23 protein-coding genes are annotated in these 25,471 nt (G+C 62.3%); 16 read left to right on the forward strand and 7 right to left on the reverse strand.

Annotation, left to right across the window (positions count from 1 at the left end; translation table 11 throughout):
* The first annotated feature begins 33 nt into the window (after nucleotides 1-33).
* On the forward strand, nucleotides 34-1,185 hold the full coding sequence (locus tag WHX55_RS21760; RefSeq protein WP_353741284.1) for an MFS transporter: 1,152 nt from the start codon (nucleotides 34-36) through the stop codon (nucleotides 1,183-1,185).
* A gap of 115 nt (nucleotides 1,186-1,300) precedes the next feature.
* Here WHX55_RS21760 and WHX55_RS21765 read toward each other — a convergent pair whose 3' ends face one another.
* The 3 genes from WHX55_RS21765 to WHX55_RS21775 all read right to left on the reverse strand — a co-directional run bounded on the left by WHX55_RS21765 (nucleotide 1,301) and on the right by WHX55_RS21775 (nucleotide 5,347).
* Nucleotides 1,301-3,724 (reverse strand): TonB-dependent siderophore receptor, encoded by a 2,424-nt coding sequence (locus WHX55_RS21765; RefSeq protein ID WP_353741285.1) that lies wholly within the window; start codon nucleotides 3,722-3,724, stop codon nucleotides 1,301-1,303.
* A 98-nt stretch (nucleotides 3,725-3,822) separates the two neighbouring features.
* Nucleotides 3,823-4,806 carry a FecR family protein gene (locus WHX55_RS21770; protein ID WP_353741286.1) on the reverse strand — a complete coding sequence of 328 codons (984 nt, stop codon included), beginning with the start codon at nucleotides 4,804-4,806 and terminating at the stop codon, nucleotides 3,823-3,825.
* Nucleotides 4,807-4,846: 40 nt separating this feature from the next.
* Nucleotides 4,847-5,347 carry a sigma-70 family RNA polymerase sigma factor gene (locus tag WHX55_RS21775; protein ID WP_353741287.1) on the reverse strand — a complete coding sequence of 167 codons (501 nt, stop codon included), beginning with the start codon at nucleotides 5,345-5,347 and terminating at the stop codon, nucleotides 4,847-4,849.
* 233 nt (nucleotides 5,348-5,580) lie between these two features.
* On the opposite strand from WHX55_RS21775, the gene tynA reads away from it, so the two are divergent.
* Nucleotides 5,581-7,869 carry a primary-amine oxidase gene (gene tynA / locus WHX55_RS21780; protein WP_353741288.1) on the forward strand — a complete coding sequence of 763 codons (2,289 nt, stop codon included), beginning with the start codon at nucleotides 5,581-5,583 and terminating at the stop codon, nucleotides 7,867-7,869.
* A gap of 137 nt (nucleotides 7,870-8,006) precedes the next feature.
* On the opposite strand, the gene feaR is transcribed toward tynA, so the two are convergent.
* From feaR to WHX55_RS21800, 4 genes are all read right to left on the reverse strand, one after another.
* The gene (gene feaR / locus WHX55_RS21785) at nucleotides 8,007-8,921 is read right to left on the reverse strand and encodes a transcriptional regulator FeaR (protein ID WP_353741289.1); all 915 of its coding nucleotides are present in this window, start codon (nucleotides 8,919-8,921) and stop codon (nucleotides 8,007-8,009) included.
* Nucleotides 8,922-9,022: 101 nt separating this feature from the next.
* Nucleotides 9,023-9,946, reverse strand: coding sequence for a phenylacetic acid degradation operon negative regulatory protein PaaX (paaX, locus tag WHX55_RS21790; protein WP_150725778.1), 924 nt, complete (start codon nucleotides 9,944-9,946; stop codon nucleotides 9,023-9,025).
* A gap of 157 nt (nucleotides 9,947-10,103) precedes the next feature.
* Nucleotides 10,104-10,700, reverse strand: coding sequence for a phenylacetic acid degradation protein PaaY (gene paaY, locus WHX55_RS21795; protein ID WP_150725777.1), 597 nt, complete (start codon nucleotides 10,698-10,700; stop codon nucleotides 10,104-10,106).
* A gap of 83 nt (nucleotides 10,701-10,783) precedes the next feature.
* Nucleotides 10,784-11,050, reverse strand: a complete 267-nt coding sequence (locus WHX55_RS21800) for a hypothetical protein (protein WP_353741290.1) — start codon at nucleotides 11,048-11,050, stop codon at nucleotides 10,784-10,786.
* Here WHX55_RS21800 and paaF point away from each other — a divergent pair.
* The 14 genes from paaF to WHX55_RS21870 all read left to right on the forward strand — a co-directional run bounded on the left by paaF (nucleotide 11,049) and on the right by WHX55_RS21870 (nucleotide 25,437).
* Nucleotides 11,049-11,822 (forward strand): 2,3-dehydroadipyl-CoA hydratase PaaF, encoded by a 774-nt coding sequence (paaF, locus tag WHX55_RS21805; protein ID WP_150753168.1) that lies wholly within the window; start codon nucleotides 11,049-11,051, stop codon nucleotides 11,820-11,822. The two genes, WHX55_RS21800 and paaF, sit on opposite strands and share 2 nt — an antisense overlap.
* A 51-nt stretch (nucleotides 11,823-11,873) precedes the next feature.
* A complete protein-coding gene (gene paaG, locus WHX55_RS21810) occupies nucleotides 11,874-12,665 on the forward strand; it encodes a 2-(1,2-epoxy-1,2-dihydrophenyl)acetyl-CoA isomerase PaaG (protein ID WP_150753169.1) in 792 nt (263 codons plus the stop codon).
* A 3-nt stretch (nucleotides 12,666-12,668) separates the two neighbouring features.
* Nucleotides 12,669-14,186 (forward strand): 3-hydroxyacyl-CoA dehydrogenase PaaH, encoded by a 1,518-nt coding sequence (gene paaH / locus WHX55_RS21815; RefSeq protein WP_353741291.1) that lies wholly within the window; start codon nucleotides 12,669-12,671, stop codon nucleotides 14,184-14,186.
* Entirely contained in the window at nucleotides 14,179-14,628 is a 450-nt protein-coding gene (gene paaI, locus WHX55_RS21820; RefSeq protein ID WP_150753171.1) for a hydroxyphenylacetyl-CoA thioesterase PaaI, read from the forward strand. Before paaH ends, paaI begins: the two co-directional genes overlap by 8 nt.
* Nucleotides 14,621-15,832: a 3-oxoadipyl-CoA thiolase gene (gene pcaF / locus WHX55_RS21825; RefSeq protein ID WP_150753172.1), complete on the forward strand. Its 1,212-nt coding sequence runs from the start codon at nucleotides 14,621-14,623 to the stop codon at nucleotides 15,830-15,832. Before paaI ends, pcaF begins: the two co-directional genes overlap by 8 nt.
* A 99-nt stretch (nucleotides 15,833-15,931) precedes the next feature.
* Complete coding sequence (gene paaK / locus WHX55_RS21830) at nucleotides 15,932-17,257, forward strand: phenylacetate--CoA ligase PaaK (RefSeq protein ID WP_353741292.1); 1,326 nt, start codon at nucleotides 15,932-15,934, stop codon at nucleotides 17,255-17,257.
* 1,065 nt (nucleotides 17,258-18,322) lie between these two features.
* Entirely contained in the window at nucleotides 18,323-19,312 is a 990-nt protein-coding gene (gene paaA / locus WHX55_RS21835) for a 1,2-phenylacetyl-CoA epoxidase subunit PaaA (RefSeq protein WP_353741293.1), read from the forward strand.
* 28 nt (nucleotides 19,313-19,340) lie between these two features.
* Nucleotides 19,341-19,622 (forward strand): 1,2-phenylacetyl-CoA epoxidase subunit PaaB, encoded by a 282-nt coding sequence (gene paaB / locus WHX55_RS21840; RefSeq protein WP_150753175.1) that lies wholly within the window; start codon nucleotides 19,341-19,343, stop codon nucleotides 19,620-19,622.
* 8 nt (nucleotides 19,623-19,630) lie between these two features.
* On the forward strand, nucleotides 19,631-20,392 hold the full coding sequence (gene paaC, locus WHX55_RS21845) for a 1,2-phenylacetyl-CoA epoxidase subunit PaaC (protein ID WP_150753176.1): 762 nt from the start codon (nucleotides 19,631-19,633) through the stop codon (nucleotides 20,390-20,392).
* On the forward strand, nucleotides 20,379-20,912 hold the full coding sequence (gene paaD, locus WHX55_RS21850) for a 1,2-phenylacetyl-CoA epoxidase subunit PaaD (protein ID WP_150753177.1): 534 nt from the start codon (nucleotides 20,379-20,381) through the stop codon (nucleotides 20,910-20,912). Before paaC ends, paaD begins: the two co-directional genes overlap by 14 nt.
* 34 nt (nucleotides 20,913-20,946) lie before the next feature.
* Nucleotides 20,947-22,023, forward strand: coding sequence for a 1,2-phenylacetyl-CoA epoxidase subunit PaaE (gene paaE, locus WHX55_RS21855; protein WP_353741294.1), 1,077 nt, complete (start codon nucleotides 20,947-20,949; stop codon nucleotides 22,021-22,023).
* Between the two features lie 186 nt (nucleotides 22,024-22,209).
* On the forward strand, nucleotides 22,210-22,518 hold the full coding sequence (locus tag WHX55_RS21860) for a DUF485 domain-containing protein (RefSeq protein WP_046042846.1): 309 nt from the start codon (nucleotides 22,210-22,212) through the stop codon (nucleotides 22,516-22,518).
* Entirely contained in the window at nucleotides 22,515-24,161 is a 1,647-nt protein-coding gene (locus WHX55_RS21865; RefSeq protein WP_353741295.1) for a cation acetate symporter, read from the forward strand. Before WHX55_RS21860 ends, WHX55_RS21865 begins: the two co-directional genes overlap by 4 nt.
* A gap of 22 nt (nucleotides 24,162-24,183) precedes the next feature.
* Nucleotides 24,184-25,437, forward strand: coding sequence for an OprD family porin (locus tag WHX55_RS21870; protein ID WP_353741296.1), 1,254 nt, complete (start codon nucleotides 24,184-24,186; stop codon nucleotides 25,435-25,437).
* Nucleotides 25,438-25,471 lie beyond the last annotated feature (34 nt).

A 25,471-nucleotide genomic window follows, 5' to 3' on the forward strand; every position in this document is an offset into this window, starting at 1 on the left:
TTGAGGACGCGACGCTTTTTGCCAAGGATTGTTATGACCAGCCTCAACAGCCAAACCACCTTCGCTCCCGGCCGCCTGGAGCAAATGTCCACGCGCATCGCCTTTTTCATTGCCGGGGTCGGCATCGCCGCGTGGGCACCGCTGGTGCCCTATGCCAAGGCCCGGGCCGGACTGGATGAAGGCACCCTGGGATTGTTGCTGCTGTGCCTGGGGGTGGGTTCGATCCTGGCGATGCCGTTGGCCGGGATCCTGTCCACACGTTTCGGCTGCCGACGGGTGACGGCTGGCGGAACCCTGCTGATCTGTGCCGCCCTGCCGCTGCTGGCGACGGTGTCGTCGATTCCGGCGCTGATCGCCGCATTGTTCATGTTCGGCGCGGGGCTTGGCACCGTGGATTCGACGGTCAACCTGCAAGCGGTGATCGTCGAGCGCGCCAGCGGCAAAAACATGATGTCGGGTTTCCATGGCCTGTTCAGCCTGGGCGGGATTGTCGGTGCAGCGGGTGTCAGCGGGTTGCTTGGCCTGGGGATCTCACCCTTGGGGGCCACGCTAGTGGTGATCGTATTGCTGCTGATCGCACTGGCCAAGGCCGTGCCGCATCTGTTGCCCTACGGCAGCGAGAGTTCGGGACCGGCGTTTGCGGTGCCCCACGGCATCGTCCTGTTCATCGGCGGCATGTGCTTCATCGTGTTCCTCGCCGAAGGCGCGGCGCTGGACTGGAGCGCGGTGTTCCTGACGCAGGAGCGTGGCATCGACACGGCGTATGCGGGGCTCGGTTATGCAGCGTTTGCCCTGACCATGACGGCCGGGCGTTTGACCGGCGACAAAATCGTGCGACGCCTGGGCGCGACGCGGGTGATTGTGTTCGGCGGGCTGACGGCCGCTTCAGGACTGTTTCTGGCGACGTTCGCGCCAAGTTGGGAGGCAGCGCTGGCGGGTTATGCGCTGCTGGGGGCCGGTTGCTCGAACATTGTGCCGGTGCTGTACACCGCGGTCGGCAAGCAGACGGTCATGCCCGAAAGCATCGCCGTGCCGGCCATTACCACCTTGGGTTATGCAGGCATCCTGGCAGGCCCCGCCGTCATCGGCTTCGTCGCCCATGGCAGCAGCTTGAGCTTTGCCTTTGCCTTGATGGCGCTGTTGCTGGTGGCGGTGGCCGTTGGCGGGAGAGTGTTGAAGGTCTGAAAAGCTTCGCGAGCAGGCTCGCTCCCACATTGGATCTGTGTCGCTCACAAATTTTGTGTGCACAGAAGATCTACTGTGGGAGCGAGCCTGCTCGCGATGGGGTCCACTCGGTCTATCAGAACCCGACACTGGCCTGCACAAAGAACGTGCGCGGTGCACCGACGTACATCCCCGAGTTGTTGTCGCTGGAACGGGTGAAGTACTGCTTGTCGAAGATGTTCTTCACCCCCGCCCCCAGCTTCAGATTCGACACCTGCGGACCGAAGTCATAGCCGGCACGTGCGTTCCAGAGCACGTAACCCGGGATATCACCGAACTGGCCGTCAGCGGTGCCTTCGGTGATGTAGTTGCCGTTGAAGCTGCCATCGGCGTTCACGCCGGTGCCCGGCGAACGCTGCTTGGACTGGGCGAACGCATCGAGGTTGTAAGTCCAGCGGTTGACGTCGTAACGCAGGCCGGCGGTGGCCACTTGGCGGGAGTAGAACGGCAGGTCACGGCCCTTGAAGCCCGGGATCTCACCTTCGTAGGTGGCGCGGGTGTAGGTGAAGCCGGCGTTGGCGGTCAGGCCGTCCAGCATCGGGTTCAGCGCGGCCATGTCGTAATGCACCGAGGTTTCGATACCCTGGTGCTTGGTCGCGCCGAGGTTGGTCCAGCCCACATCGTTGCTGATGTACTGCAGTTCGTCGTCGAAGTCGATGTAGAACAGCGTCACCTCACCGCCCCACACGTCATCGTTGTAGCGCGTACCGATCTCGTAGGTCTTGGCCTTTTCCGGCTCCAGGCCGTTGGCGGGCTCATTACCGATACCGCCCTGCCCCAATTGGAAGTACTGCAGCGCGCCGAACGAGGTTTCGTAGTTGGCGAACAGCTTCCAGGCATCGGACATGTGATACATCACGCTCAGGGCCGGCAGCGGCTCGTTGCTCTCGATGCTGCGTTTTTTCTCCGGCACCCGTTTACCGGCGTTATCGAGCACCGGGCGGTCATGCCAATCGGTGCTGATGTGCTCGAAGCGAATGCCTGGCGTGACCGTCCAGTTGCCGACGTCGATCTTGTTGTCGACGTAGACCGAATTGGCCTCGGTTCCACCGGTGCGGTCCTGATAGACATGACCGTCCGCCCCCGGACGCACGACCGGCTCGTTGTTGACCAGCGCCACACGACTGGCTTCTTCGTGCATGGCTTCCTTGAGGTAGCGATAACCGACGCTGACTTCCTGGGTGGTCGGGCCCACATCAAACACATGGGACACCCGTGGTTCGATACCGTAGGTGTAGTAGCTGCGCGGATAGGAGTTGAGTGTGCTCAGGTCGCGGGAGGCAATGGTGCTGCCACGGAAACTGTCGGTGTAGTAGGTCAGCACTTCGGCCTGGGTGCGATCGTCGATCTGCCGCACCCACTTGAATGACACATCCTTGCGGCGGCCGCTGAAGCTGTCGTGGTCGCGCACCGACTGGAACGGGTCGGCGTCGTACTGCGCCTGGGTCAGGCCGCCGGGCATGTCGGCCTTGGCGTCGTAGTAGTGGAAGTTGAGGCTGAAGTCGTCGACATCGGTCGGCGCCCAATGGGTCTTGAGGATCACGTCGTCGATGTCGTTGCCGTTGTTGCTTTCACGGTAACCGTTACCGTTCACCCCGGAGTACAACAGCGCTACGCCCATGCCGTTGTCGGCGGTACCGCCCATGAACGCGGTGTCGATGTGCTTCCAGCCACCGTGCTGCGAGGTTTCCAGGGTGGTGCCGATTTCCGCGGAGGCTTTTTCCGGGATCGCGCGGGTCACGAAGTTGATCACGCCGCCAACGTTTTGTGGTCCGTAACGCACGGAGCCGGCACCGCGTACCACGTCGATGCTGTCGAGGTTGCCGGAGGAAATCGGCGCCATGGACAGTTGCGGCTGGCCGTAAGGCGCGAACGCCGCCGGGATGCCGTCGATCAGCACGGTGGAGCGAGGCGACAGGCGCGAAGTCAGGCCGCGCACGCCAACGTTCAGGGAAATATCGCTGCCACCGGTGCCGTTGGCGTCCTGCACCTGCACGCCAGGAACGCGTTTCAACACGTCGCCAACGTTCATCGCACCCTGCTCGATCATGGCTTCACGGCGGACCACCGTGCGTGCGCCGGGGTGGTTCTGCACCACAGCGGCATCAGCATCGCCGAGCCAGTCGCCAACCACCTTGATATCCGTCACGCCCAGTTCCAGTGGGCCGTTGGCCGCCGAAACGGGCGCCGGCATCAACGTCACCGAACCTTCATCGATCTGGTATTGCAGGCCGCTGCCTTGCAGCAACTGGCGCAGTGCGTCTTCCGGAGAAAGGTTGCCATCCACCGCCGGGGCCTGCTTGCCGGCAACCAGTTCAGGGCTGAAGAACACCTGAAGCGAGGTTTGCTGGCCCAACTGACTCAGGGCTTGTCCCAAAGGTTGCGCCGGGATGCGGATGGCGTCGGCGGCAAAGGCCTGGGGCAACGCAATATTGACCGCCAGCGCGAGGGCCAGCGGCAACCAGGGGTGTTTGTTGTTTTTAGCGGTGGAGTTTTTCACGTCGAACGTAATCCTGTGGATCGCAAGAGTGTGCGTTTGTTAATGCAAACCAGTTGCAGTTGAACAGGAAGACGATGAACTCGAAAAAAACCTGAATTTTATTTTGAAATTATTTCCTGGCTGCCATCGCCAAGGGTGCGCACGGCCACCGGCAGGATGCTCGGCAAGGCCTTGAGCAGCGCGTCGGTGTTGTCGGATTTGAACACGCTGGTCAGGCGCAGATCGCCCACCGCTGCGCTGGCGACCTTGAGCGGTTTCTCCCGATAACGCGAGACCTGCTCGGCGACATCGGCCAGGCTGGCGTTGTTGAACACCAGTTTGCCGCTGCGCCAAACGGTCATTTCCGCCGGGTTGACGGCATAGGCGGCGACAACTTTGCCCTGGGCATCGACGTGGGTGCCAAGGCCTGCCGTCAGATTGATGAAATCGTTATCGGCGGCATCACGCCCTTGAACCTTGACGGTGCCCTGCTCCACCACCACCCGGGTTTCGCTGGCGCCATGGCGTACGTCGAAACGGGTGCCGGTGACCGTGACCTTGCCGCTGCCCGCCGCGACCACAAAGGGTCGGCTGGTGTCGTGCTCGACGCTGAACATCGCTTCGCCTTCGCTCAGCTCAACGTTTCGTTGATCCTTTTCAAAGCGCACCAGGATCCGGCTGCGGCTGTCCATATCCACCACCGAGCCGTCCGGCAACGCCACATGGCGGCGCTCATTCAGGGCTGTTGAAAACTCGGCGGTGTAAGGCGCCGGATGATTGAAGCCGCTGAACAGGCCCAGGCCAAGCGCTACCGCGAGCACGCTGGCGGCCACCGCGTAACGCAGCACCGGACGACGCTTTTTCAGGACTGGCGGGGTTTCACACAGGGCCCGCAAACGCGCCGCCGGCACCAGGTCGGCGGCGCTCCACAAGCCCTGGATCACTTCGAATTCGTTGCGGTGTTGGGGATGCTGGTCCAACCAGATCTGAAACCGGCGACGCACTTCGACATCGACGACAGGCTCCTGCAAACGCACAAACCACTGCGCCGCGTCATCGCGAACCGCTGTTTGCCCGCACGCACAATCACGAGTATCCATCATGGAAGTTCCTGTTTGGCTGGGGAGGAGAAGGCGCGGCCGGTCATGACTGCAACCCGTCCAGGCGATCACGCAGGTGCCGAAGCGTGCGGATCATATACTTTTCCACCATGTTCTTGGACAGCCCCAGGCGTTCGGCGATTTCGGCCTGGGTCAGGCCCTCGATTTTCTGCCAGACAAACACCTTGCGGCAGTTGACCGGCAGCTCGGTGAGCGCCCGTTCGATGGAATCCGCCAACTGGATCGCGTGCATGAAATGCTCCGGGTCGCCGGTCGGCGACTCACTGAGATCAATCGCCTCGGACTCCATGGCGCCCCGCCGGTCCTCACGCCGATAACCGTCCACGGCGATGTTGCGCGCAGTCTGGTGCAAATACGCCCGGGGCTGTTGCACCACCGCCGAATCGGCCTCAAGCACCCGCACGAAGGTATCGTGGGCCAGGTCCTCGGCCTGCTGCCGATTCCTCAGGCGACGGGTCCAGGTGCCAACCAACTCTTCGTAATGCTCGAAAAAGCCGTGTCTGCGGGGCAGCTTGAGGGTCATTGCGGTGTGCTGTGGAGACGGGGTGTGAATAGTAATGCTTCCTATTAACTTGAAGCAATGGTTTGCGGCCCCGTGGACGGGTACTTTGTCTGCTTGCCAATCTGCCATCCGTCAGGAAAGCTCAATTGCGGCACAGAACCAAAGAAATCTGGCAGGCATTCAAAAGCATCCATTGACGGGTTGTAACAAAGTGCAGGAATGCCCGTACCCGGCTTTTCCCCAGGAATTCACCCATGTTCAGCCCCAATGCGTCGCCCAAAAGAACACCGCTTGCCCGCCTGGCCCTGGCCATCACCCTGAGCGCCCTCGGCCTGCCTTTCTGGGCGAACACTGCCCAGGCCCATGGCGGGCACGCCGACATGGTGCCGCTGCAAGCGGGCCTTGAAGAGTTTGGCGCCACGGTGAAATGGGACGACTACGCCAATCTGTTCACCATTGCCAAGGACGGGGTCTACCTCAAGGTCAAGCCCGACAGCAAAGTGGCGATGCTCAACGGCAAGCGTATCGAGCTGACGGTGCCGGTGGTGTTCAAGGACCATACGGCGTTCATGTCCAAGGACTTTATCAACCAGGTGTTCCAGTCCGGGCTGGACAAGACCTTCGTCGTCGAGACCCGCCCCAACCCGCTCAATCCCCTGAGCGCAGCCGAAATCACCACGGCCGTGGACATCGTCAAGAAATCGGAAAACTACAAGCCCGGCTTCCGCTTCACCGAAGTCTCGGTCAAGGAGCCGCCGAAGGATCAGGTGTGGAACTTCGTCTTCACCGGGCAGAACGTCGCCCAGCCGCGCGAGGCCTCGATCGTGGTGCTCGACGGCAAGCACGTGATCGAAGCCCTGGTCGACCTCGACAAGAAAGAACTCAAGTCCTGGAAGCCGATCGAAGGCGCCCACGGCATGGTGCTGCTGGACGACTTCGCCACGGTGCAGACGGCTGTGGAAACCAGCCCGGAATACGCCCAGGCCCTGGCCAAGCGCGGCATCAACGACGTGAAGAAGGTCGTGGCCACGCCGTTGACCGTCGGTTACTTCGACGGCAAGGACGGCCTGGCACAGGACAAGCGCCTGCTGAAAATCGTCAGCTACCTCAACACCGGTGACGGCAACTACTGGGCGCACCCGATCGAGGGCCTGGTGGCGATTGTCGACCTGGAACAGAAGAAACTGATCAAGATCGAAGACGAAGCGCTCATTCCGGTGCCGATGAAACCGACGCCTTATGACGGACGCGGACGCCAGGGCGTGGCGGTCAAACCGCTGGAAATCATCGAGCCCGAGGGCAAGAACTACACCATCAGCGGCAACAGCATTCACTGGCAGAACTGGGACTTCCACGTTCGCCTCGATTCGCGGGTCGGCCCGATCCTGTCCACCGTCACCTACGACGACAAGGGCAAGAAACGCAAGATCATGTACGAAGGCTCGCTGGGCGGCATGATCGTGCCTTACGGCGACCCGGACGTCGGCTGGTACTTCAAGGCCTACCTCGACTCCGGCGACTACGGCATGGGCACCCTGACTTCACCGATTGCCCGTGGCAAAGACGCGCCGCAAAACGCCGTGCTGCTGGACGCGACCATCGCCGACTACACCGGCGCACCCACGGCGATTCCGCGCGCCATGGCGGTGTTCGAGCGCTACGCCGGCCCCGAATACAAACACCAGGAAATGGGCCAACCCAACCTCAGCACCGAGCGCCGCGAACTGGTGGTGCGCTGGATCAGCACCGTGGGCAACTACGACTACATCTTCGACTGGGTCTTCCAGCAGAACGGCACCATCGGCATCGACGCCGGCGCCACCGGCATCGAAGCGGTCAAGGGCGTGAAATCCAAAACCATGCACGAAGACACCGCCAAGGAAGATACGCGCTACGGCACCCTGCTGGACCACAACATCGTCGGCACCACGCACCAGCACATCTACAACTTCCGGCTCGACATGGACGTGGACGGCGAGCAGAACTCACTGGTGGAAGTGAACCCGGTGGTGCTGCCGAACGACCGTGGCGGCCCGCGCACCAGCACCATGCAGACCGAAACCAAAGTGGTCGGCACCGAGCAACAGGCGGCGCAGAAATTCGACCCCTCGACCGTGCGCCTGCTGACCAACTCCAGCAAGGAAAACAAAGTCGGCAACCCGGTTTCCTATCAGCTGATTCCGTACGCCGGCGGCACGCACCCGGTGGCCAAGGGCGCCAACTTCGGCAAGGACGAATGGCTCTACCACCGCCTGAATTTCATGGACAAGCAGCTGTGGGTGACGCAATACAACCCCGAGGAAAAGTACCCGGAAGGCAAGTACCCGAACCGCTCGGACAAAGACTCGGGCCTGGGGCAGTTCACCCAGGACAACCACTCCATCGAAAACACCGACGATGTGGTCTGGCTGACCACCGGCACCACCCACATCGCCCGCGCCGAAGAGTGGCCAATCATGCCGACCGAATGGGTGCATGTGCTGCTCAAGCCGTGGAACTTCTTCGATGAAACGCCGACCTTGAACCTCAACGCACCGAAGTAACCAGGCCGAACGCAAAACCCTGTAGGAGCGAGCCTGCTCGCGATGGTCGTCAACGATAACGCGCCAATTCAATAGAATCGCGGTGTCCTTGAGTTCTTCGCGAGCAGGCTCGCTCCTACAGGGTTGACCGGAACCGATCAGGCATACCGCTTGCGATACTCCCCCGGCGCAATGCCGAAGCGCGACTTGAACGCGGTGGAGAAGTAGCTCGAATCGGAAAACCCCCACGAGTAACCCAGCACCGACAACTTCTCCTCCTTGCCCGAACGGCGCAGGGATTCGGCGCACAGGTCCAGGCGTCGGTTCTTGATGTAACGCGCCACCACCAATCCCTTCTTGGCAAACATCCGGTACAGGCCCCGGGTGGACATGCCGACTTCCCGCGCCAGCCATTCCGGGCACAGGTCTTCGGAGCGAATGTTGTCGTCGATGCAGGTCAGCGTCTTGCGGAAGATCCGCTCATGGGCATCGCTGCTGTCGTCGGTCTGGCTGATCGCCGGGCGCAGCAGGCTGACAATCGCCTCCAGGGTCGCTTCGCTTTCCTGGCGGGTCAGGTGCTGCTGGCGGGTGGCATCGAGGATCAGCCGGTGCGAGAGCATCGCAATGGGCGAGGTCGCGGCAATCCGGTGACCGCACTTGACCTGATTGAAGCGCAGGGTTTGCTCGACCAGTTGATATGGCAGGATCAGCGACAACTGCCGGGAGTTTTCGCCGTAGGTGAAGTCGCTGGGCCGCGCGGCATCAATCAGCGTGATGTCGCCGGGGGACAGCAAGACCTTGTCGTCGCCCTGGGCCATGCCCGCCGTGCCGTCGAGCTGGAACACCGCAAAATACTTGCCGCCCTCGCCTGCCGCGACTTCCTGGGGCGTACGGTACAAACGCGCCTGGCATGCGTCGACGAAACTGAGTTTGAGCGCATCGCTCTGGTATTCGCGGATGCGCCCGGCAAATTCGCTGCCCAGGGGTTGTGCGTTGAAGGCGCCACAGATCTGATTGATCTGGTGGATCCACTGGTCGAACCCATCATGGCGCTGTGCTGTTGTAGAAATCATGTCAGGCCTCACGCAGGCTTATTTTTATTGTCTACGTCAATCCACACGACATCGGATGCTTCGAGTCTCCTGAACCGCACCATTCCCTGAACAATGACGTGCTATTTCAGTCCGCCAAAACGCCGATAGAAGCTTTCACCCACATCCGGCAGCGGGCCGTCGGCCGTTTCCAGTGCGGCGTTCAGCCATTCTTCGGCCTTGGCGAAGATCAAACGGTAAATGTTGCGGCACAACTGGCGGGCGGCGCGGCCTTCCCAATCGCCGGGCAGCAACTCGTCCGGCAGTTGCGGGTCGCGCAGCAGCAGCTTGCGGTACTCGTGAATCAACAGCACCCGCGCCAGGAAGCAGTCGGCCGGTTGCAGGTTTTCCTGCTCGCGCAGGGCTTGCCACAGTGGCCGGAACAGCTGGATGAACTCGCTGTAGTGCGCCGCCAGCTCCTCGATGTTCCAGCTCTCACGCACTTGCAGGCGCAGGGCCTTGGAGGCCAGTACGTCCTGGGCGGTGGTTTCGAAGACGATGGTGTCTTCCTGGACGCCGAGGTCGAGCAGGGTCGCGTTGACGTCTGAACGGTCGCTGCGCGGACAGGCCAGCACCACCGGCGAAATCGCGCCGAAGCCTTGCCACTCAAGTTCCTCGCGCACCTGTTTGCGTTTGTCCTGGGTCAGTTGCGAGAGCATCACCAGGCACCAGGAGCCATCCCAGGCCGGCATCGTGGTGCTGTAGACCCGCTTGAAGGCCTTGTCGAAACGCCGGCGGCCGGTGCCGGTCAGGCTGTAATAGCTACGGCGACCGACCTTCTCGGCGGTCAGCCAGCCTTCCTTGGTCAGGCGAAAAATCGAGGTGCGGATCAGCCGCTCGTTGATGCCGATGGGCTCGAGCAACTGAATCAGGCTGCCCAGCCAGACGGTGCCACCATGGGGTTCGATGGCATCCCCGTACAACGTGATGATCAAGGAGCTGGCGCGGATCGGCGTCTGCTCCTGGAAGCGGGTAATCAGATGGTTCAAGGGAGTCAGGGACGACATGGGCGTTCCGTGCGGAAAAAGAAAAGGAATATACCGAAAGCCAACCGGTTAAGCCCAACCCCTTGTAGGAGCCAGCCTGCTGGCGATGGTGTGTCAGTCAACGCCAAGGTAGCTGACCCACCTTCGCCAGCAGGCTGGCTCCTACAAGGGGCCGTGTTCACAAGGCGCTGCCTTTCGGCCGCAACCCGCTGTCACTGATACGCGGGCGATCCGGCTCCGGTTCGCTCAGCGGTTCGCAGACCTGCATCTGCGTAAGGCAACGCTGGGCCAGTTGCTGATACTCCCGGGTGCCGGCCTGTTTCCATGCCACTTCCTGATCGCTGAGGCTGCGCTTGATGCTGGCCGGTGCGCCCATGACCAGCGACTGCTCCGGGCATTCGAAACCGGCCTTGACGAACGCTGCCGCCGAAACGAATGAACGCGGGCCGATCCGGGCGTTGTCCATCACCACCGCATTCATGCCCACCAGCGCATCGGCGCCGATCCGGCAACCGTGCAGCACCGCGCCGTGGCCGATGTGGCCGTTGCGTTCGACCACAGTGTCGCTGTCGGGGAAACCGTGCATCACGCAGGTGTCCTGCAGGTTGGCGCCCTCCTCCAGCACGATCCGCCCGAAGTCTCCGCGCAGGCTGGCCAGCGGACCGACATAGCAATGGGGGCCGATGATCACGTCACCGATCAATACGGCAGACGGGTGCACATAAGCGCTCGGATCAACCACCGGAGTCAGGCCATCAAGGCTGTAGCAGGTCATGGAAGCTTCCTTCACAAAGCGATGCAAATAATTACTCATTTTGTATCACATCACTTTTAACAGCACAAAGACTAAAAACCGTATCACTTGAAATGCACCTTTCCGACGAATGCCAGCATGCCTCTAAAATCGCCATAAAACCCAATGTTTTCTAGGCAAAACCCGCCTTCAGCACCTCCTAAGCAGAAAGCCTTAAAATCGAAATACTCACCAATAAGACACATTAAATCTATTTTCGTATTGCATTTGCGTATCACGTTATAGCTATACTTGCGCAAAACCGGCCCCTGCGGCCGATCCAATAACGAGCCGGCACCACGCCGAGCGTGCACCGCGAGAGCATCCGCCATGCCTCTGACCCTTGCCGTCGAATTGATCGAGCCTGGCGTCCGCCTGATTACCCTGCAGCGCCCGCAAGCGCTGAACGCCTTGACCACCGAGTTGCTGGGCGAACTGGCCGCTGAACTGAACATCGCGCAAGCCGACCCCGACACCCGGGCCGTGGTCCTTACTGGCAGCCGCAAGGCCTTCGCCGCCGGCGCCGACATCAAGGAAATGGCCGAACGCAACCTGGTCGGCATCCTCGACGACCCGCGCCAGGCTTCGTGGCAAACCATCACCCGCTTCAGCAAACCGCTGATCGCCGCCGTCAACGGCTTCGCCCTCGGTGGTGGCTGCGAACTGGCGATGCACGCCGACATCATCATTGCCGGTGAAGACGCCCGCTTCGGCCAGCCGGAAATCAACCTCGGGATCATGCCCGGCGCCGGTGGCACCCAACGCCTGCTGCGCGCCGTCGGCAAATCCATGGCCATGCAGATGGTGCTGACCGGCGAGCCGATCGACGCCCGCCAGGCCCAGCGCGCCGGCCTGGTCAGCGAAGTCACCCAACCGGAGTTCACCGTCGAGCGCGCCCTGCACATCGCCCGCAGCATTGCGGCCAAGGCACCGCTGGCGGTGCGCCTGGCCAAAGAGTCGCTGCTCAAGGCCATGGACACCGACCTGGCCAGCGGCCTGCGCTTCGAGCGTCACGCCTTCACCGTGCTGGCCGGCACCCGCGACCGCGACGAGGGCATTGCCGCCTTCCAGGAAAAGCGCAGCCCGACTTTCACCGGGCAATAAAGCGGCCACTGACACCCGAATTCGAACGACTGCCAAGAGAACGCCAAGACCATGAACTTCGAACACATCCTGTTTTCCATCGACGCCGGCGTCGCCCTGCTCAGCCTCAATCGGCCGGAGCAGCTCAACAGCTTCAACACCCAGATGCATGGCGAAGTGAAGGAAGCACTCAAGCAAGTGCGGCAGAACCCGGACGTGCGCGTGTTGCTGCTGACCGGTGAAGGCCGCGGCTTCTGCGCCGGGCAGGACCTGAGCGACCGCAATGTCGCGCCGGGCAGCGCCGTGCCGGACCTGGGCGAGTCCATCGAGAAGTTCTACAACCCGTTGATCCGCCAATTGCGCGACCTGCCGCTGCCGGTGATCTGCGCGGTCAATGGTGTGGCGGCCGGGGCTGGCGCCAACATTCCGCTGGCTTGCGATCTGGTACTGGCGGCACGTTCGGCCAGTTTCATCCAGGCGTTCTGCAAAATCGGCCTCATCCCCGATTCCGGCGGCACCTGGACTCTGCCGCGTCTGGTGGGCATGGCCCGCGCCAAGGCCCTGGCCCTGCTGGGCAACCGCCTGAGCGCCGAACAAGCCGAGCAATGGGGCTTGATCTACCAGTGCGTGGACGACGCCGATTTGCGCGACGAAGCCCTGAAACTGGCCCGCCACCTGGCGACCCAGCCGACCTACGGCCTGGCGCTGATCAAGCGCAGCCTCAACGCCAGCCTGAGCAACAGCTTCGACGAGCAGCTTGAGCTGGAAAAAGATCTGCAACGTCTGGCCGGGCGCAGCGAGGACTACCGCGAAGGCGTCGGCGCCTTCATGGAAAAACGCACCCCAAGTTTCAAGGGGCGCTGAGTCATGACCGCACTGAACACCAACGCACGCATCGCCGTGATCGGCGCCGGGGCCATGGGTGCCGGTATCGCCCAGGTCGCGGCACAGGCCGGCCATCCGGTATTGCTGCTGGATAATCGTCCCGGCGCTGCCGCTCAAGCGATTGAAGGCATCGACCGCCAACTGGGCAAGCGGGTCGAGAACGGCAAACTGTCCGCCGACTCGCGCAGCGCGACGATTGCCCGCCTGCAAGCGGTAGAAGCCATCGAGACCTTGGCCGACTGCGATCTGATCATCGAAGCGATCGTCGAGAACCTTGAGGTCAAGCGCGCGCTGTTCCGTCAGCTCGAAGGCATCTGCGGCGAGCATTGCATCCTCGCCAGCAACACCTCGTCGCTGTCGATCACCAGCATCGCCGCGCAGCTTGAGCATCCACAACGCCTGCTCGGCCTGCACTTCTTCAACCCGGCGCCGGTGATGGCGCTGGTGGAAGTCGTCTCCGGCCTGGCCAGCGATCCGACACTCGCCGAGTGCCTGTACGACACCGCCAGGGCCTGGGGCAAAAAACCGGTGCACACCCGCTCGACGCCGGGTTTTATCGTCAACCGCGTGGCCCGGCCGTTCTATGCCGAAAGCCTGCGGATGCTTCAGGAAGGCGCGGCCGACTGCCCGACACTGGATGCGCTGATGCGCGAGGCCGGCGGCTTTGCCATGGGCGCGTTCGAGCTGACGGATCTGATCGGCCACGACGTCAACTACGCCGTCACCTGCTCGGTGTTCGACGCCTATTACCAGGACACTCGCTTCCTGCCGTCGCTGATCCAGAAAGAACTGGTGGACGGCGGGCGTCTGGGACGCAAGGGCGGCCAGGGATTCTACAGCTACGCCCAAGGCGCGGAGCGCCCGCACGCCGCTGAAATCAGCAGCGATGCGAAGGTTGAGGTGTGCGCAGTCGAAGGCGACCTCGGTATTGCCCAAGGTTTGATTCCTCGGTTGCGCGAGCAAGGCGTCGAGATCATCCAGCGTGATGGACAAGGTTTACTGCGCGTCGGTGACGCCGTGCTGGCCTTGAGCGACGGGCGCATGGCCTGCCAGCGAGCACGTGAAGACGGATTGCGTAACCTGATCCTGCTGGACCTTGCGTTCGATTACAGCAAAGCCCAACGCATCGCCATCAGCTACTCGAACGGCATCGATCCGCAGGCACTCGAACAAGGCGTTGCCCTGCTGCAACGGGCCGGCCTCAAGGTCAGCCTGCTCAGCGACAGCCCGGCCCTCGCCGTCCTGCGCACCGTGGCCATGCTCGCCAACGAAGCCGCCGACGCCCTGCTGCAAGGCGTGGCCTCGGCCGCCGACATCGACCTGGCCATGCGCGCCGGGGTCAATTATCCGCAAGGGCCGCTGGCCTGGGCCGATGCCATTGGCCTGGCGCACATTCTTGAAACGCTGGAAAACCTGCAAGCCAGTTATGGCGAAGAACGCTACCGGCCGTCGCTGCTGCTGCGCCGCCACGTCGCCGAAGGGAGAACATTCCATGACTAACCACGAAGCCATGTCCCTGGCCAGTGAATGCGCGCAATCGCTGTTCCAGCGCGACGCCGCCAGCCAGGCCATGGGCATGCGCCTGCTCTCGGCCGGCCCGGGTTGCGCCCGGGTCGGCATGACCGTGCGCGCCGACATGGTCCAGGGCCACGGCACCTGCCACGGCGGCTACCTGTTCGCGCTGGCCGATTCGGCATTCGCCTTTGCCTGCAACAGCTACAACGAAGCCACCGTGGCCATCGGTTGCAGCATCGACTACATCGCCCCGGCGCGCCTGGGCGACACGCTGAACGCCGACTGCATCGAGCAGAGCCGTTCCGGGCGCACCGGCAACTACGACGTGCGCATCGAAAACCAACAGGGCCAGTTGATCGCCCTGTTCCACGGCAAATCCTACAAAGTGCGCGGCCCGGTGCTGGCGCAGGAGACCCCCAATGAATGACGCCCTGATCATCGACGCAGTCCGGACCCCGATTGGCCGTTACGCCGGCGTCCTGAGCAGCGTGCGCGCCGACGACCTCGGCGCGGTGCCCCTGCGCGAACTGCTGCGCCGTCACCCGCAAGTAGACTGGAACACGGTCGACGACGTGATCTATGGCTGCGCCAACCAGGCCGGCGAAGACAACCGCAACGTCGCACGCATGTCGGCGCTGCTGGCCGGATTGCCGGTCAGCGTGCCAGGCACCACCCTCAATCGCCTGTGCGGTTCCGGGCTGGATGCCATCGGCACCGCCGCCCGGGCCATTCGCAGCGGCGAAACCGGGCTGATGCTGGTCGGTGGCGTCGAATCCATGTCCCGCGCGCCGCTGGTGATGGGCAAGGCCGAGCAAGCGTTTTCCCGGTCGGCCGAGATCTTCGACACCACCATCGGCTGGCGCTTCGTCAATCCACTGATGAAAAAGGCCTATGGCATCGATTCCATGCCGGAAACGGCAGAGAACGTCGCCGAACAGTTCAACATCTCCCGGGCCGACCAGGACGCCTTCGCCCTGCGCAGCCAGCAACGCGCCGCTGCCGCCCAGGCCAACGGACGCCTGGCCAGGGAAATCGTTGCGGTGGAAATTCCCCAGCGCAAAGGCCCGGCCAAAGTGGTCGAGCACGACGAACACCCGCGCGGCGACACCACCCTTGAGCAGTTGGCCAAACTCGGCACGCCGTTCCGCGAAGGCGGCAGCATCACCGCCGGCAATGCCTCCGGGGTCAACGACGGGGCCTGCGCGCTGTTGCTGGCCAGCCCGGAAGTTGCCAAGCGCCACGGCCTGACCGCCCGCGGCCGGGTCGTGGCCATGGCCACCGCCGGCGTTGAACCACGGATCATGGGCATCGGCCCGGTCCCGGCCACCCGCAAGGTGCTGGAGCTGGCCAATCTGAGCCTGGCCGACATGGACGTGATCGAGCTCAACGAAGCCTTCGCCGCACAGGGTCTGGCGGTGCTGCGTGAACTGGGCCTGAGCGACACCGATCCACGGGTCAACCCCAACGGCGGCGCCATCGCCCTGGGCCATCCGCTGGGCATGAGCGGCGCACGCCTGGTCACCACCGCCCTGCACGAGCTTGAGGAACGCAATGGCCGCTACGCCCTGTGCACCATGTGCATCGGTGTCGGCCAGGGGATTGCACTGATCATCGAGCGTCTATCCCACTAAAGAATCGCGATTCCCGGGGAGCCGAGAGGTATCCTTGGGGCATGCACTCAAAGCCCTTGTGCAAAAGGGCTGGAACACAAAAACAATTCGAGTGAACACATGAACATGCCAATAGCCAAAGCCGTGCTGGACCCTGTGCTGGACCCGCTGGAAACCGCCAGCATCGACGAGCTGCGCCAGCATCAGCTGGAGCGCCTGCGCTGGAGCCTGAACCACGCTTACAACAACGTGCCGCTGTACCGTCAGCGTTTCGATGCGCTGGGCGTGCACCCGGACGACATCAAGTCCCTGGATGACCTGGCGAAATTCCCTTTCACCACCAAGTCCGACCTGCGGGACAACTACCCCTACGGCATGTTTGCCGTGCCGATGAACGAAATCGTGCGCCTGCACGCCTCCAGCGGCACCACCGGCAAACCGACCGTGGTCGGCTACACCCAGAACGACATCGACACCTGGGCCAACGTGGTTGCGCGCTCGATCCGCGCCGCCGGTGGCCACCGTGGCGACAAGGTGCACATTTCCTATGGCTACGGCCTGTTCACCGGCGGCCTCGGCGCGCACTACGGTGCCGAACGCCTGGGCTGCACAGTGATCCCGATGTCCGGCGGCCAGACCGAAAAACAAGTGCAACTGATCAAGGATTTCCAGCCGGACATCATCATGGTCACGCCGTCCTACATGCTCAACATCGCCGACGAAATCGAGCGCCAGGGCATCGACCCGCACAAACTGGCCCTGCGCCTGGGCATCTTCGGCGCCGAACCCTGGACTGCCGAACTGCGCAGCGCCATCGAAGCGCGCCTGGGCATTACCGCCCTGGACATCTACGGCCTCTCGGAAATCATGGGCCCGGGCGTGGCCATGGAATGCGCCGAAACCAAGGACGGCCCGACCATCTGGGAAGACCACTTCTACCCGGAAATCATCGACCCGGTCACCGGCGAAGTGCTGCCGGACGGGCAGATGGGCGAACTGGTGTTCACCTCATTGAGCAAAGAAGCCCTGCCGATGATCCGCTACCGCACCCGCGACCTCACGCGCCTGCTGCCGGGCACCGCACGGCCGATGCGGCGCATTGACAAGATCACCGGGCGCAGCGATGACATGCTGATCATCCGCGGCGTTAACGTGTTTCCGACGCAGATCGAGGAGCAGGTTCTCAAAGTTAAACAACTTGCCGAGTGCTATGAGATCCATCTGTATCGCAATGGCAACCTGGACAGCGTGGATGTGCATGTCGAGCTCAAGGCTGAGCACCAGCACCTGAGCGATGAACAGCAGAAGGCTGTTTGCGGGGAGTTGAGCAAGCACATCAAGACGTATATCGGGATCAGTTCGCGGATTGTTTTGCAGCCTTTCCATTCGATCAAGCGGTCGGAGGGCAAGGCTTGCCACGTGTTGGATAAACGTCCTAAAGCATGACTGCTGCACCCTTTATGGCCCCGCTTTTTGCGGGGTTTTTTTTGGGTTTTGGTTTTGAGTTTCGTGTGTATATCCGTTTCTTCGGTAACGGCCGCCAATGGTTCCGCTCTTACAGCGGGTTACTTGGAAAAGCCCCAAGTAACCAAGGGCTCTTGCCCCTGACGTTCGGTGCCTCGCCTAGGCTCGGCATGCCCTCGCTCCGGTCCTGCTCCGTGGGCCCGCCGCCATCGGCCATCCATGGCCGGCGGCGGCTAACCCGGCATCCATGCCGGGTTGCCCACTGCGCAGAACCTCCACTCGGCCTCACGAGGGGGCGTACACCGCAACAGCGTCCGAGGCGGCCTACCGGCCGGCCTGTTCGCTGGGGTCGTTCGTCTGGGAGGTACCTGGTCGCCGGTAGACCGCTATCGCGAGCAAGCTCGCTCCCACAGGTACTCAGTACATCCGCAAGATTTCGGGCGGCTGTCGGGCCGTCTTCGCGAGCAGGCTCGCTCCCACAGTTGATCCGGGTATGCCTGCAAGAGATTGGTCGGCTGGCAGGCCGCCTTCGCTAGAAAGCCAGCTCCTACAGTTGATCGGCATACACCCACGCTCTTCACCACTCATCAGGCCGAGCGTTAGCTCGCCTGCAGCTCTTGATCTTGATCCACCCGCCCCCTCGGCAGGCTGAGTGGAGGTGTTCATCCGGGGGTGGGCGCGCAGCGCCGTTCGGCGCAGCCGAACACATCGAGAGGAGGTCGAGCGAAGCCGACCGGAGGCGATGCCCCCGGATGAATGCCGGAGCGAAGGAACCCCGAGCCTTAGCGAGGGGCCGTACGTTCGGGGCGAGCGTTTTTTTGCTTACTTTTTTTAGGCGCTTGTAAAAAAAGTAAGTCGCCGTAAGGGCGAAACCATAAGTGGCCGTTACCAAAAAGAACGGATATGTACACCGCCCCAAAAAGCGACCACCCATCCAAAGCGATACAAAAAACAAATACGACACGTCATTTTGTGTTTGATATTAAATTCTGTATCGCTTATAAAGTTCCCCATGCCCCAGAACAGATTCAAGGCGGGAACTCAAAAATGTACGCACAGCTCGTAGAAACCGGCGTCAAGCGCATCAAAGACCTCTCGGAGATGTCCGAACAGGAACGCGCATTCCAGGAAAAAATCGATTCAGAAATCAAGATCGAAGCCAAGAACTGGATGCCAGATGCCTACCGCCAGACCCTGATCCGGCAGATCTCCCAGCACGCCCACTCCGAAATCGTCGGCATGCTGCCCGAAGGCAACTGGGTCACCCGCGCGCCGTCGCTCAAACGCAAACTGCAACTGATGGCCAAGATCCAGGACGAAGCCGGCCACGGCCTGTACCTGTACAGCGCCATGGAAACCCTGGGCGCCGACCGCGATGAAGAAGTCGCCAAACTGCACAGCGGCAAGGCCAAGTACTCGAGCATCTTCAATTACCCGACGCTGAACTGGGCCGACATGGGCGCGGTGGGCTGGCTGGTGGATGGCGCGGCGATCGTCAACCAGGTGGTGCTGCAGCGCACCTCCTACGGCCCGTATTCCCGGGCGATGATCCGCATCTGCAAGGAAGAGAGCTTCCACCAGCGCCAGGGCTACGAAATCCTCCTGACCATGATGCGCCACGGTAACCAGGCGCAAAAAGACATGGTCCAGGACGCGATCAACCGCCTGTGGTGGCCGTCGCTGATGATGTTTGGCCCGAGCGACGAACACTCGCCGAACAGCGCCCAGTCCATGGCCTGGAAAATCAAGCGCCAGAGCAACGACGAACTGCGCCAGCGCTTCATCGACCAGACCATCCCGCAGCTTGAACTGCTGGGCTGCACCTGCCCCGACCCGGACCTGAAGTGGAACGCCGAACGCGGCCACTACGACTTCGGCGACATCCAGTGGAACGAATTCTACGAAGTGCTCAAGGGCAACGGCCCGTGCAACCAGGAACGTGTCGCCACCCGCCGCAAGGCGATGGAAGACGGCGCTTGGGTTCGTGAAGCCGCCGTCGCCCACGCCCGCAAAAAACAAAACAAGAACGCCGCCTGATCCGGCCACCTGATGTGGAGTAACTGAAATGTCCGAGTGGACCCTCTTCGAAGTTTTCGTGCGCAGCAAGCACGGCCTCAACCACAAGCACGTCGGCAGCGTGCATGCCGCCGACACCACCATGGCCATCGAGAATGCGCGCGAGCTCTACACCCGTCGCAGCGAAGGCGTGAGCCTGTGGGTGGTGCCGTCGGCATTGATCACCGCTTCGTCTCCGGATGAAAAAGACCCGCTGTTCGATCCGTCGGACAACAAGGTCTACCGCCACGCCAGCTTCTACGAGCTGCCGGCCGAAGTCGGGCACATGTGAGGTCGACCATGGACAACAAGACTGATCTGATCGAATACCTGCTGCGTCTCGGCGACAGCGCCCTGATCCAGGGCCAGCGCCTGTGCCAATGGTGCGGCAAGGCCCCGGCGCTGGAAGAAGAACTGGCGCTGATGAACGTCGGCCTCGACCTGGTGGGCCAGGCGCGCAACTGGCTGGAATACGCCGCCGAACTGCTGGACGACGGCCGCGATGCCGATCACCTGGCGTTCCGTCGCGACGAGCGCGCTTATCGCAACCTGCTGCTGGTGGAACAACCCAACGGCGACTTCGCGGTGACCATGCTCAAGCAGTTCCTCTATGACGCCTGGCACCTGCCAATGCTGCAAGGGCTGAGCCAGTCCAGCGACGAACGCATCGCCGGGATCGCCGCCAAGGCGGTGAAGGAAGTGACCTACCACCTGCGCCGCTCCGGCGAGTGGATCGAGCGTATGGGTGACGGCACCGAGGAAAGCCACAAGCGCATGCTCGCGGCCATCCCCGAAGTCTGGCGCTTCACCGTGGAACTGATCGCCGCCGATGACAGCGAACAACAGCTGTGCGAAGTCGGCATCACCCCGGACATCGCCAGCGTAGCCGCCCAATGGCAGGCCAAGGTCGAGCAGATCTTCACCAGTGCCACCCTGCCCGCTCCTGCGACGCCGAACTACTTCTACCTGAATGCCCGCAAGGGTTTGCACACCGAACACCTGGGCATCCTGCTGGCCGAAATGCAGTTCCTGCCACGAGCGTACCCCGATGCAACCTGGTGAGCTGATCGCCAGCGACCTCGGCGCCCGGCCAGCTCAACCGACCGACCTGGCTGCCGCTTGGGCGATTCTGGCAGAGGTCATGGACCCGGAAGTGCCAGTGGTCAGCGTGGTCGACCTGGGCATTGTCCGCGACCTGGACTGGCAGGCCGGCCACCTTCACGTGGTGGTCACGCCGACCTACTCCGGTTGCCCTGCCACCGAAGTGATCGAGAGCGACATCCGTGAAGCCCTGGAACTCGCCGGATTCAAGGCGCCGCAGCTTGAGCGCAAGTTGACCCCGGCCTGGACCACCGACTGGATCAGCGCCGACGGCCGCGAACGCCTGCGGGTCTACGGCATCGCGCCGCCCGAGGGCAGCACCAGCAAGCGCAGCCTGCTCGGCGAAAGCCCGCAGGTTGTGTGCCCGCAATGCGGCAGCGCCCACACCGAGGTCCTCAGCGAGTTCGGCTCCACCGCCTGCAAGGCGCTGTACCGCTGCGTCGATTGCCGGGAACCGTTCGACTATTTCAAGTGCATCTGAGCGGCGAATCGGCCGTCCCAGCTGGAGAACAACAATGAGCAAATTTCACAGCCTGACCATCAAGGACGTGCGCGCCGAGACCCGTGACGCGGTGTCCATCGCCTTCGAGATTCCGCAGCACTTGCAGGACAGCTTTCACTTCACCCAGGGCCAGCACCTGGTGATGCGCACCCAACTGGACGGCGAAGAAGTACGTCGCTCCTATTCGATCTGCACCGGGGTCAACGACGGTGAACTGCGCATCGCCGTCAAGCGTGTTACCGGCGGACGCTTCTCGGCGTTTGCCAACGAACAGCTGAAAGCCGGACACACCCTGGAGGTGATGCCGCCGGCCGGGCACTTCTGCGTCGAACTTGACCCGGCGCGCCATGGCAATTACCTGGCCGTGGCGGCCGGCAGCGGCATCACGCCGATCCTGTCGATCATCAAGACCACCCTGCAAACCGAGCCCCACAGCCGCGTCACCCTGCTGTACGGCAACCGCTCCAGCTCCGGCGCGCTGTTCCGCGAGCAGCTGGAAGACCTGAAAAACCGCTACCTGCAACGCCTGAACCTGATCTTCGTGTTCAGCCGCGAGCAGCAGGATGTCGATCTGTACAACGGCCGGATCAACGCCGAGAAATGCGAGCAACTGTTCAGCCGCTGGCTCGACGTCAAGGCCCTCGACGCCGCCTTCATCTGCGGCCCGCAGGAGATGACCGAGACCGTGCGCGACAGCCTCAAGGCCAAGGGTATGCAACCTGAGCGCATCCATTTCGAACTGTTCGCCGCCGCCGGCAGCGAGCAAAAACGCGCCGCCCGTGAAGCCGCCCGCCAGGTGGATGCGGCGGTCAGCCAGATCACCGTGATCAGCGACGGGCGCGCCCTGGCCTTCGACCTGCCGCGCAACAGCCAGAGCATTCTCGATGCGGGTAACGAGCAAGGTGCGGAACTGCCCTACTCGTGCAAGGCCGGCGTGTGCTCGACCTGCAAGTGCAAGGTCATCGAAGGCGAAGTGGAAATGGACAGCAACCACGCCCTGGAAGACTACGAAGTGGCCGCCGGGTATGTGCTGTCGTGCCAGGCCTTCCCGGTCAGCGACAGGGTGGTGCTGGATTTCGATCAGCTCTGACCCCCCGTTTGCAGGAACAGCCACAAAACCTGTGGGAGCGAGCTTGCTCGCGATGAGGGCATGACAGTCACTGGCTGTGCTGACTGACCTGACGCTATCGCGAGCAAGCTCGCTCCCACAGGAGTCCGGTGATCGACCCGAACACACTGTTTCACCCAAAACAAAAACAACAAAGGAGCGCGCGTCATGACACCCCAGGAAGTAGAACTCATTCGCCAGCACCCGGATTTCATCCAGCTGGTTCGCCGTAAACAGAAGCTGTACTGGTCACTGAGCCTGGCCATGCTGGTGATCTATTACGGCTTCGTGCTGCTGGTGGCTTTCTCCCCTTCTACCCTCGGTCAATCCCTGAGCGGCGGCGTGACCACCGTGGGCATGCTGGTGGGTGTCGTCATCGTCGGGCTGGCCTTTGCGCTGACCGGTTTCTATGTCTATCGCGCCAACAACGTGATCGACCCGCTGAATGAAAAACTCAAGCAGGAGTGCGCCCGATGAGCCGCTTTCTCGCGCTGTTCCTGCTGCCGCTGGCGGCCGTCACTGATGTTGCGCTGGCCGCCGACGGCGCGTCCCGACCATTGAACTGGAATGCCATCGGCATGTTCCTGGTGTTCGTGCTGTTCACCCTTGGCGTGACACGCTGGGCGGCACTTCGCACCCGCTCCACCAGCGACTTTTATACCGCTGGCGGCGGCATGACCGGCTTCCAGAACGGTCTGGCGATTGCCGGCGACATGATCTCGGCCGCCTCGTTCCTCGGCATTTCCGCGATGATGTTCCTCAATGGCTACGACGGTTTGCTCTACGCCCTGGGCGTGCTGGCCGGCTGGCCGATCATCCTGTTCCTGATTGCCGAACGCCTGCGTAACCTGGGCAAGTACACCTTTGCCGACGTGGTTTCCTATCGCCTGGAACAGACCCCGGTGCGCCTGACCTCGGCTTTCGGCACCCTGACCGTGGCGCTGATGTACCTGGTGGCGCAGATGGTCGGCGCCGGCAAGCTGATCGAACTGTTGTTCGGCATCGACTACCTCTACGCAGTCATGCTGGTCGGCGTGTTGATGGTGTTCTACGTGACCTTCGGCGGCATGCTCGCCACCACCTGGGTGCAGATCATCAAGGCGGTGATGCTGTTATTCGGCACCAGTTTCATGGCGTTCATGGTGCTCAAGCACTTCGGTTTCAGCACTGAGGCGATGTTTGCCGGTGCCACCGCCGTGCATGCCAAAGGCAACGCGATCATGGCCCCCGGCGGCTTGCTGTCCAACCCGATCGATGCGATTTCCCTGGGGCTGGGCATGATGTTCGGCACCGCCGGCCTGCCGCACATCCTGATGCGCTTCTTCACCGTCAGCGATGCCAGGGAAGCCCGTAAAAGCGTGTTCTACGCCACCGGTTTCATCGGCTACTTCTACTTGCTGCTGATCATCGTCGGCTTCGGCGCCATCGTCATGGTCGGCACCGATCCGGCGTTCCGTGACGCCAGCGGCGCGATCATCGGCGGCGGCAACATGATCGCCGTGCACCTGGCCCAGGCAGTAGGCGGCAACCTGTTCCTCGGCTTCATCTCGGCGGTCGCCTTCGCCACCATCCTGGCGGTGGTTGCCGGGCTGGCGCTGTCCGGCGCCTCGGCGGTGTCCCACGACCTGTATGCCTGCGTGATGCGCAAGGGCCAGGCCAGCGAACAGCAAGAGATGCGCGTGTCGCGAATCGCCACCCTGTGCATCGGTGTACTGGCGATCATCCTCGGCCTGCTGTTCGAATCGCAGAACATCGCCTTCCTCTCGGGCCTGGTGTTGGCCATCGCGGCGTCTGTGAATTTCCCGGTGCTGTTCCTCTCGATGTACTGGAAAGGCCTGACCACCCGCGGCGCCGTCCTCGGCAGTCTGTCCGGACTGGTCTCGGCGATTGTGTTGCTGGTGCTGAGCCCGGCGGTGTGGGTCAACGTGATGCACCACGACAAGGCGCTGTTCCCGTACTCCAACCCGGCGCTGTTTTCCATGAGCCTGGCGTTCTTTAGTGCATGGCTGTTTTCCGTCACCGACACCTCGCCCCGTGCAGCCCTTGAGCGTGGCCGTTATCTGGCGCAGTTCATCCGCTCGATGACCGGCATCGGTGCCACCGGCGCCAGCAAACACTAAATATTGGCAGGGAATAAAAATAATGAAGCCCGCACGTACCACGTCTTACCCATCACTGTTTTCGCTGGCCGCCGCATTGAGTCTGCCCATGATCGCGCCGAGCGCCATGGCCGACTTCATCGGCGACAGCAAGGCCCGCATTGATATGCGCAACCACTACATCAACCGCGATTTCCGTCAGGACAACGCGCCGCAATCCAAGGCCGAAGAATGGGCCCAGGGATTCACTGCGCGCATCGAGTCCGGGTTCACTGACGGCACCTTCGGTTTCGGGCTCGACGCACTGGGCGAACTGGGGCTCAAGCTCGACTCCAGTCCCGACCGCCGTGGCACCGGGCTGCTGCCGTTTGGCCCGCAGAGCCATGAACCGGACGACAATTACAGCGAACTGGGCCTGACCGGCAAAGTGCGGGTCTCCAAGAGCGTGTTGAAACTCGGCACGTTGCAACCCTTGTTGCCAGTGGCGACCTACAACGACACACGCTTGCTGAGCTCGACCTTTGAAGGTGGCTTGCTGACCAGCCAGGAAATCGACGGCCTGACAGTGAATGCCGGACGCCTGACCAAGGCCAACCTGCGGGATTCCTCCAGCAACGATGACATCGGCTTCGGCGCCACCACCAGCGATAGCTTCGACTTCGGTGGTGGCAGCTACGCGTTCAGTCCGCAACTGAACCTGAGCTACTACTACGGCAAGCTCGACCAGATCTACCGCCAGCAATTCGCCGGACTGGTGCATACGCAACCGTTGGGCAACGGCTTCAACCTGCGCAGCGATCTGCGTTATTTCGACAGCAGGGGTGACGGCGCGGAAAAGGCCGGGCGCATCGACAACCGTAACTTCAACGGCATGCTCACGGTGTCCCACGGTGCCCACAAGGTCAGTGCCGCCTACCAGCAATTGTCCGGCGACAGCGCCTTTCCGTTCCTCAACGGCGGCGATCCGTACGTGGTCAACCTGGTGACGTTCAACACCTTTACCCGCGCCGACGAGGATTCCTGGCAGCTGCGTTACGACTATGACTTCGCGGCGCAAGGCATTCCCGGCCTGACCTTCATGACCCGCTACACCGATGGCAGCCATGTCAAGGCCGGCAGCGTCGACAACGGAAGCGAATGGGAGCGCGACACCGATATCAACTACGTCATCCAGAGCGGTGTGTTCAAGAACGTCAGCCTGCGCTGGCGCAACGTGACCTTCCGTTCCGGCAATGGCCTGACTACCGCCCTCGATGAGAACCGGCTGATCGTCGGTTACACCCTGGCGCTTTGGTAATTCCGAAAGGGCGCGGTCGCCGCCGCGCCACAAC

The sequence above is a fragment of the Pseudomonas fluorescens genome (assembly GCF_040448305.1).
Classification (GTDB): domain Bacteria; phylum Pseudomonadota; class Gammaproteobacteria; order Pseudomonadales; family Pseudomonadaceae; genus Aquipseudomonas; species Aquipseudomonas fluorescens_BH.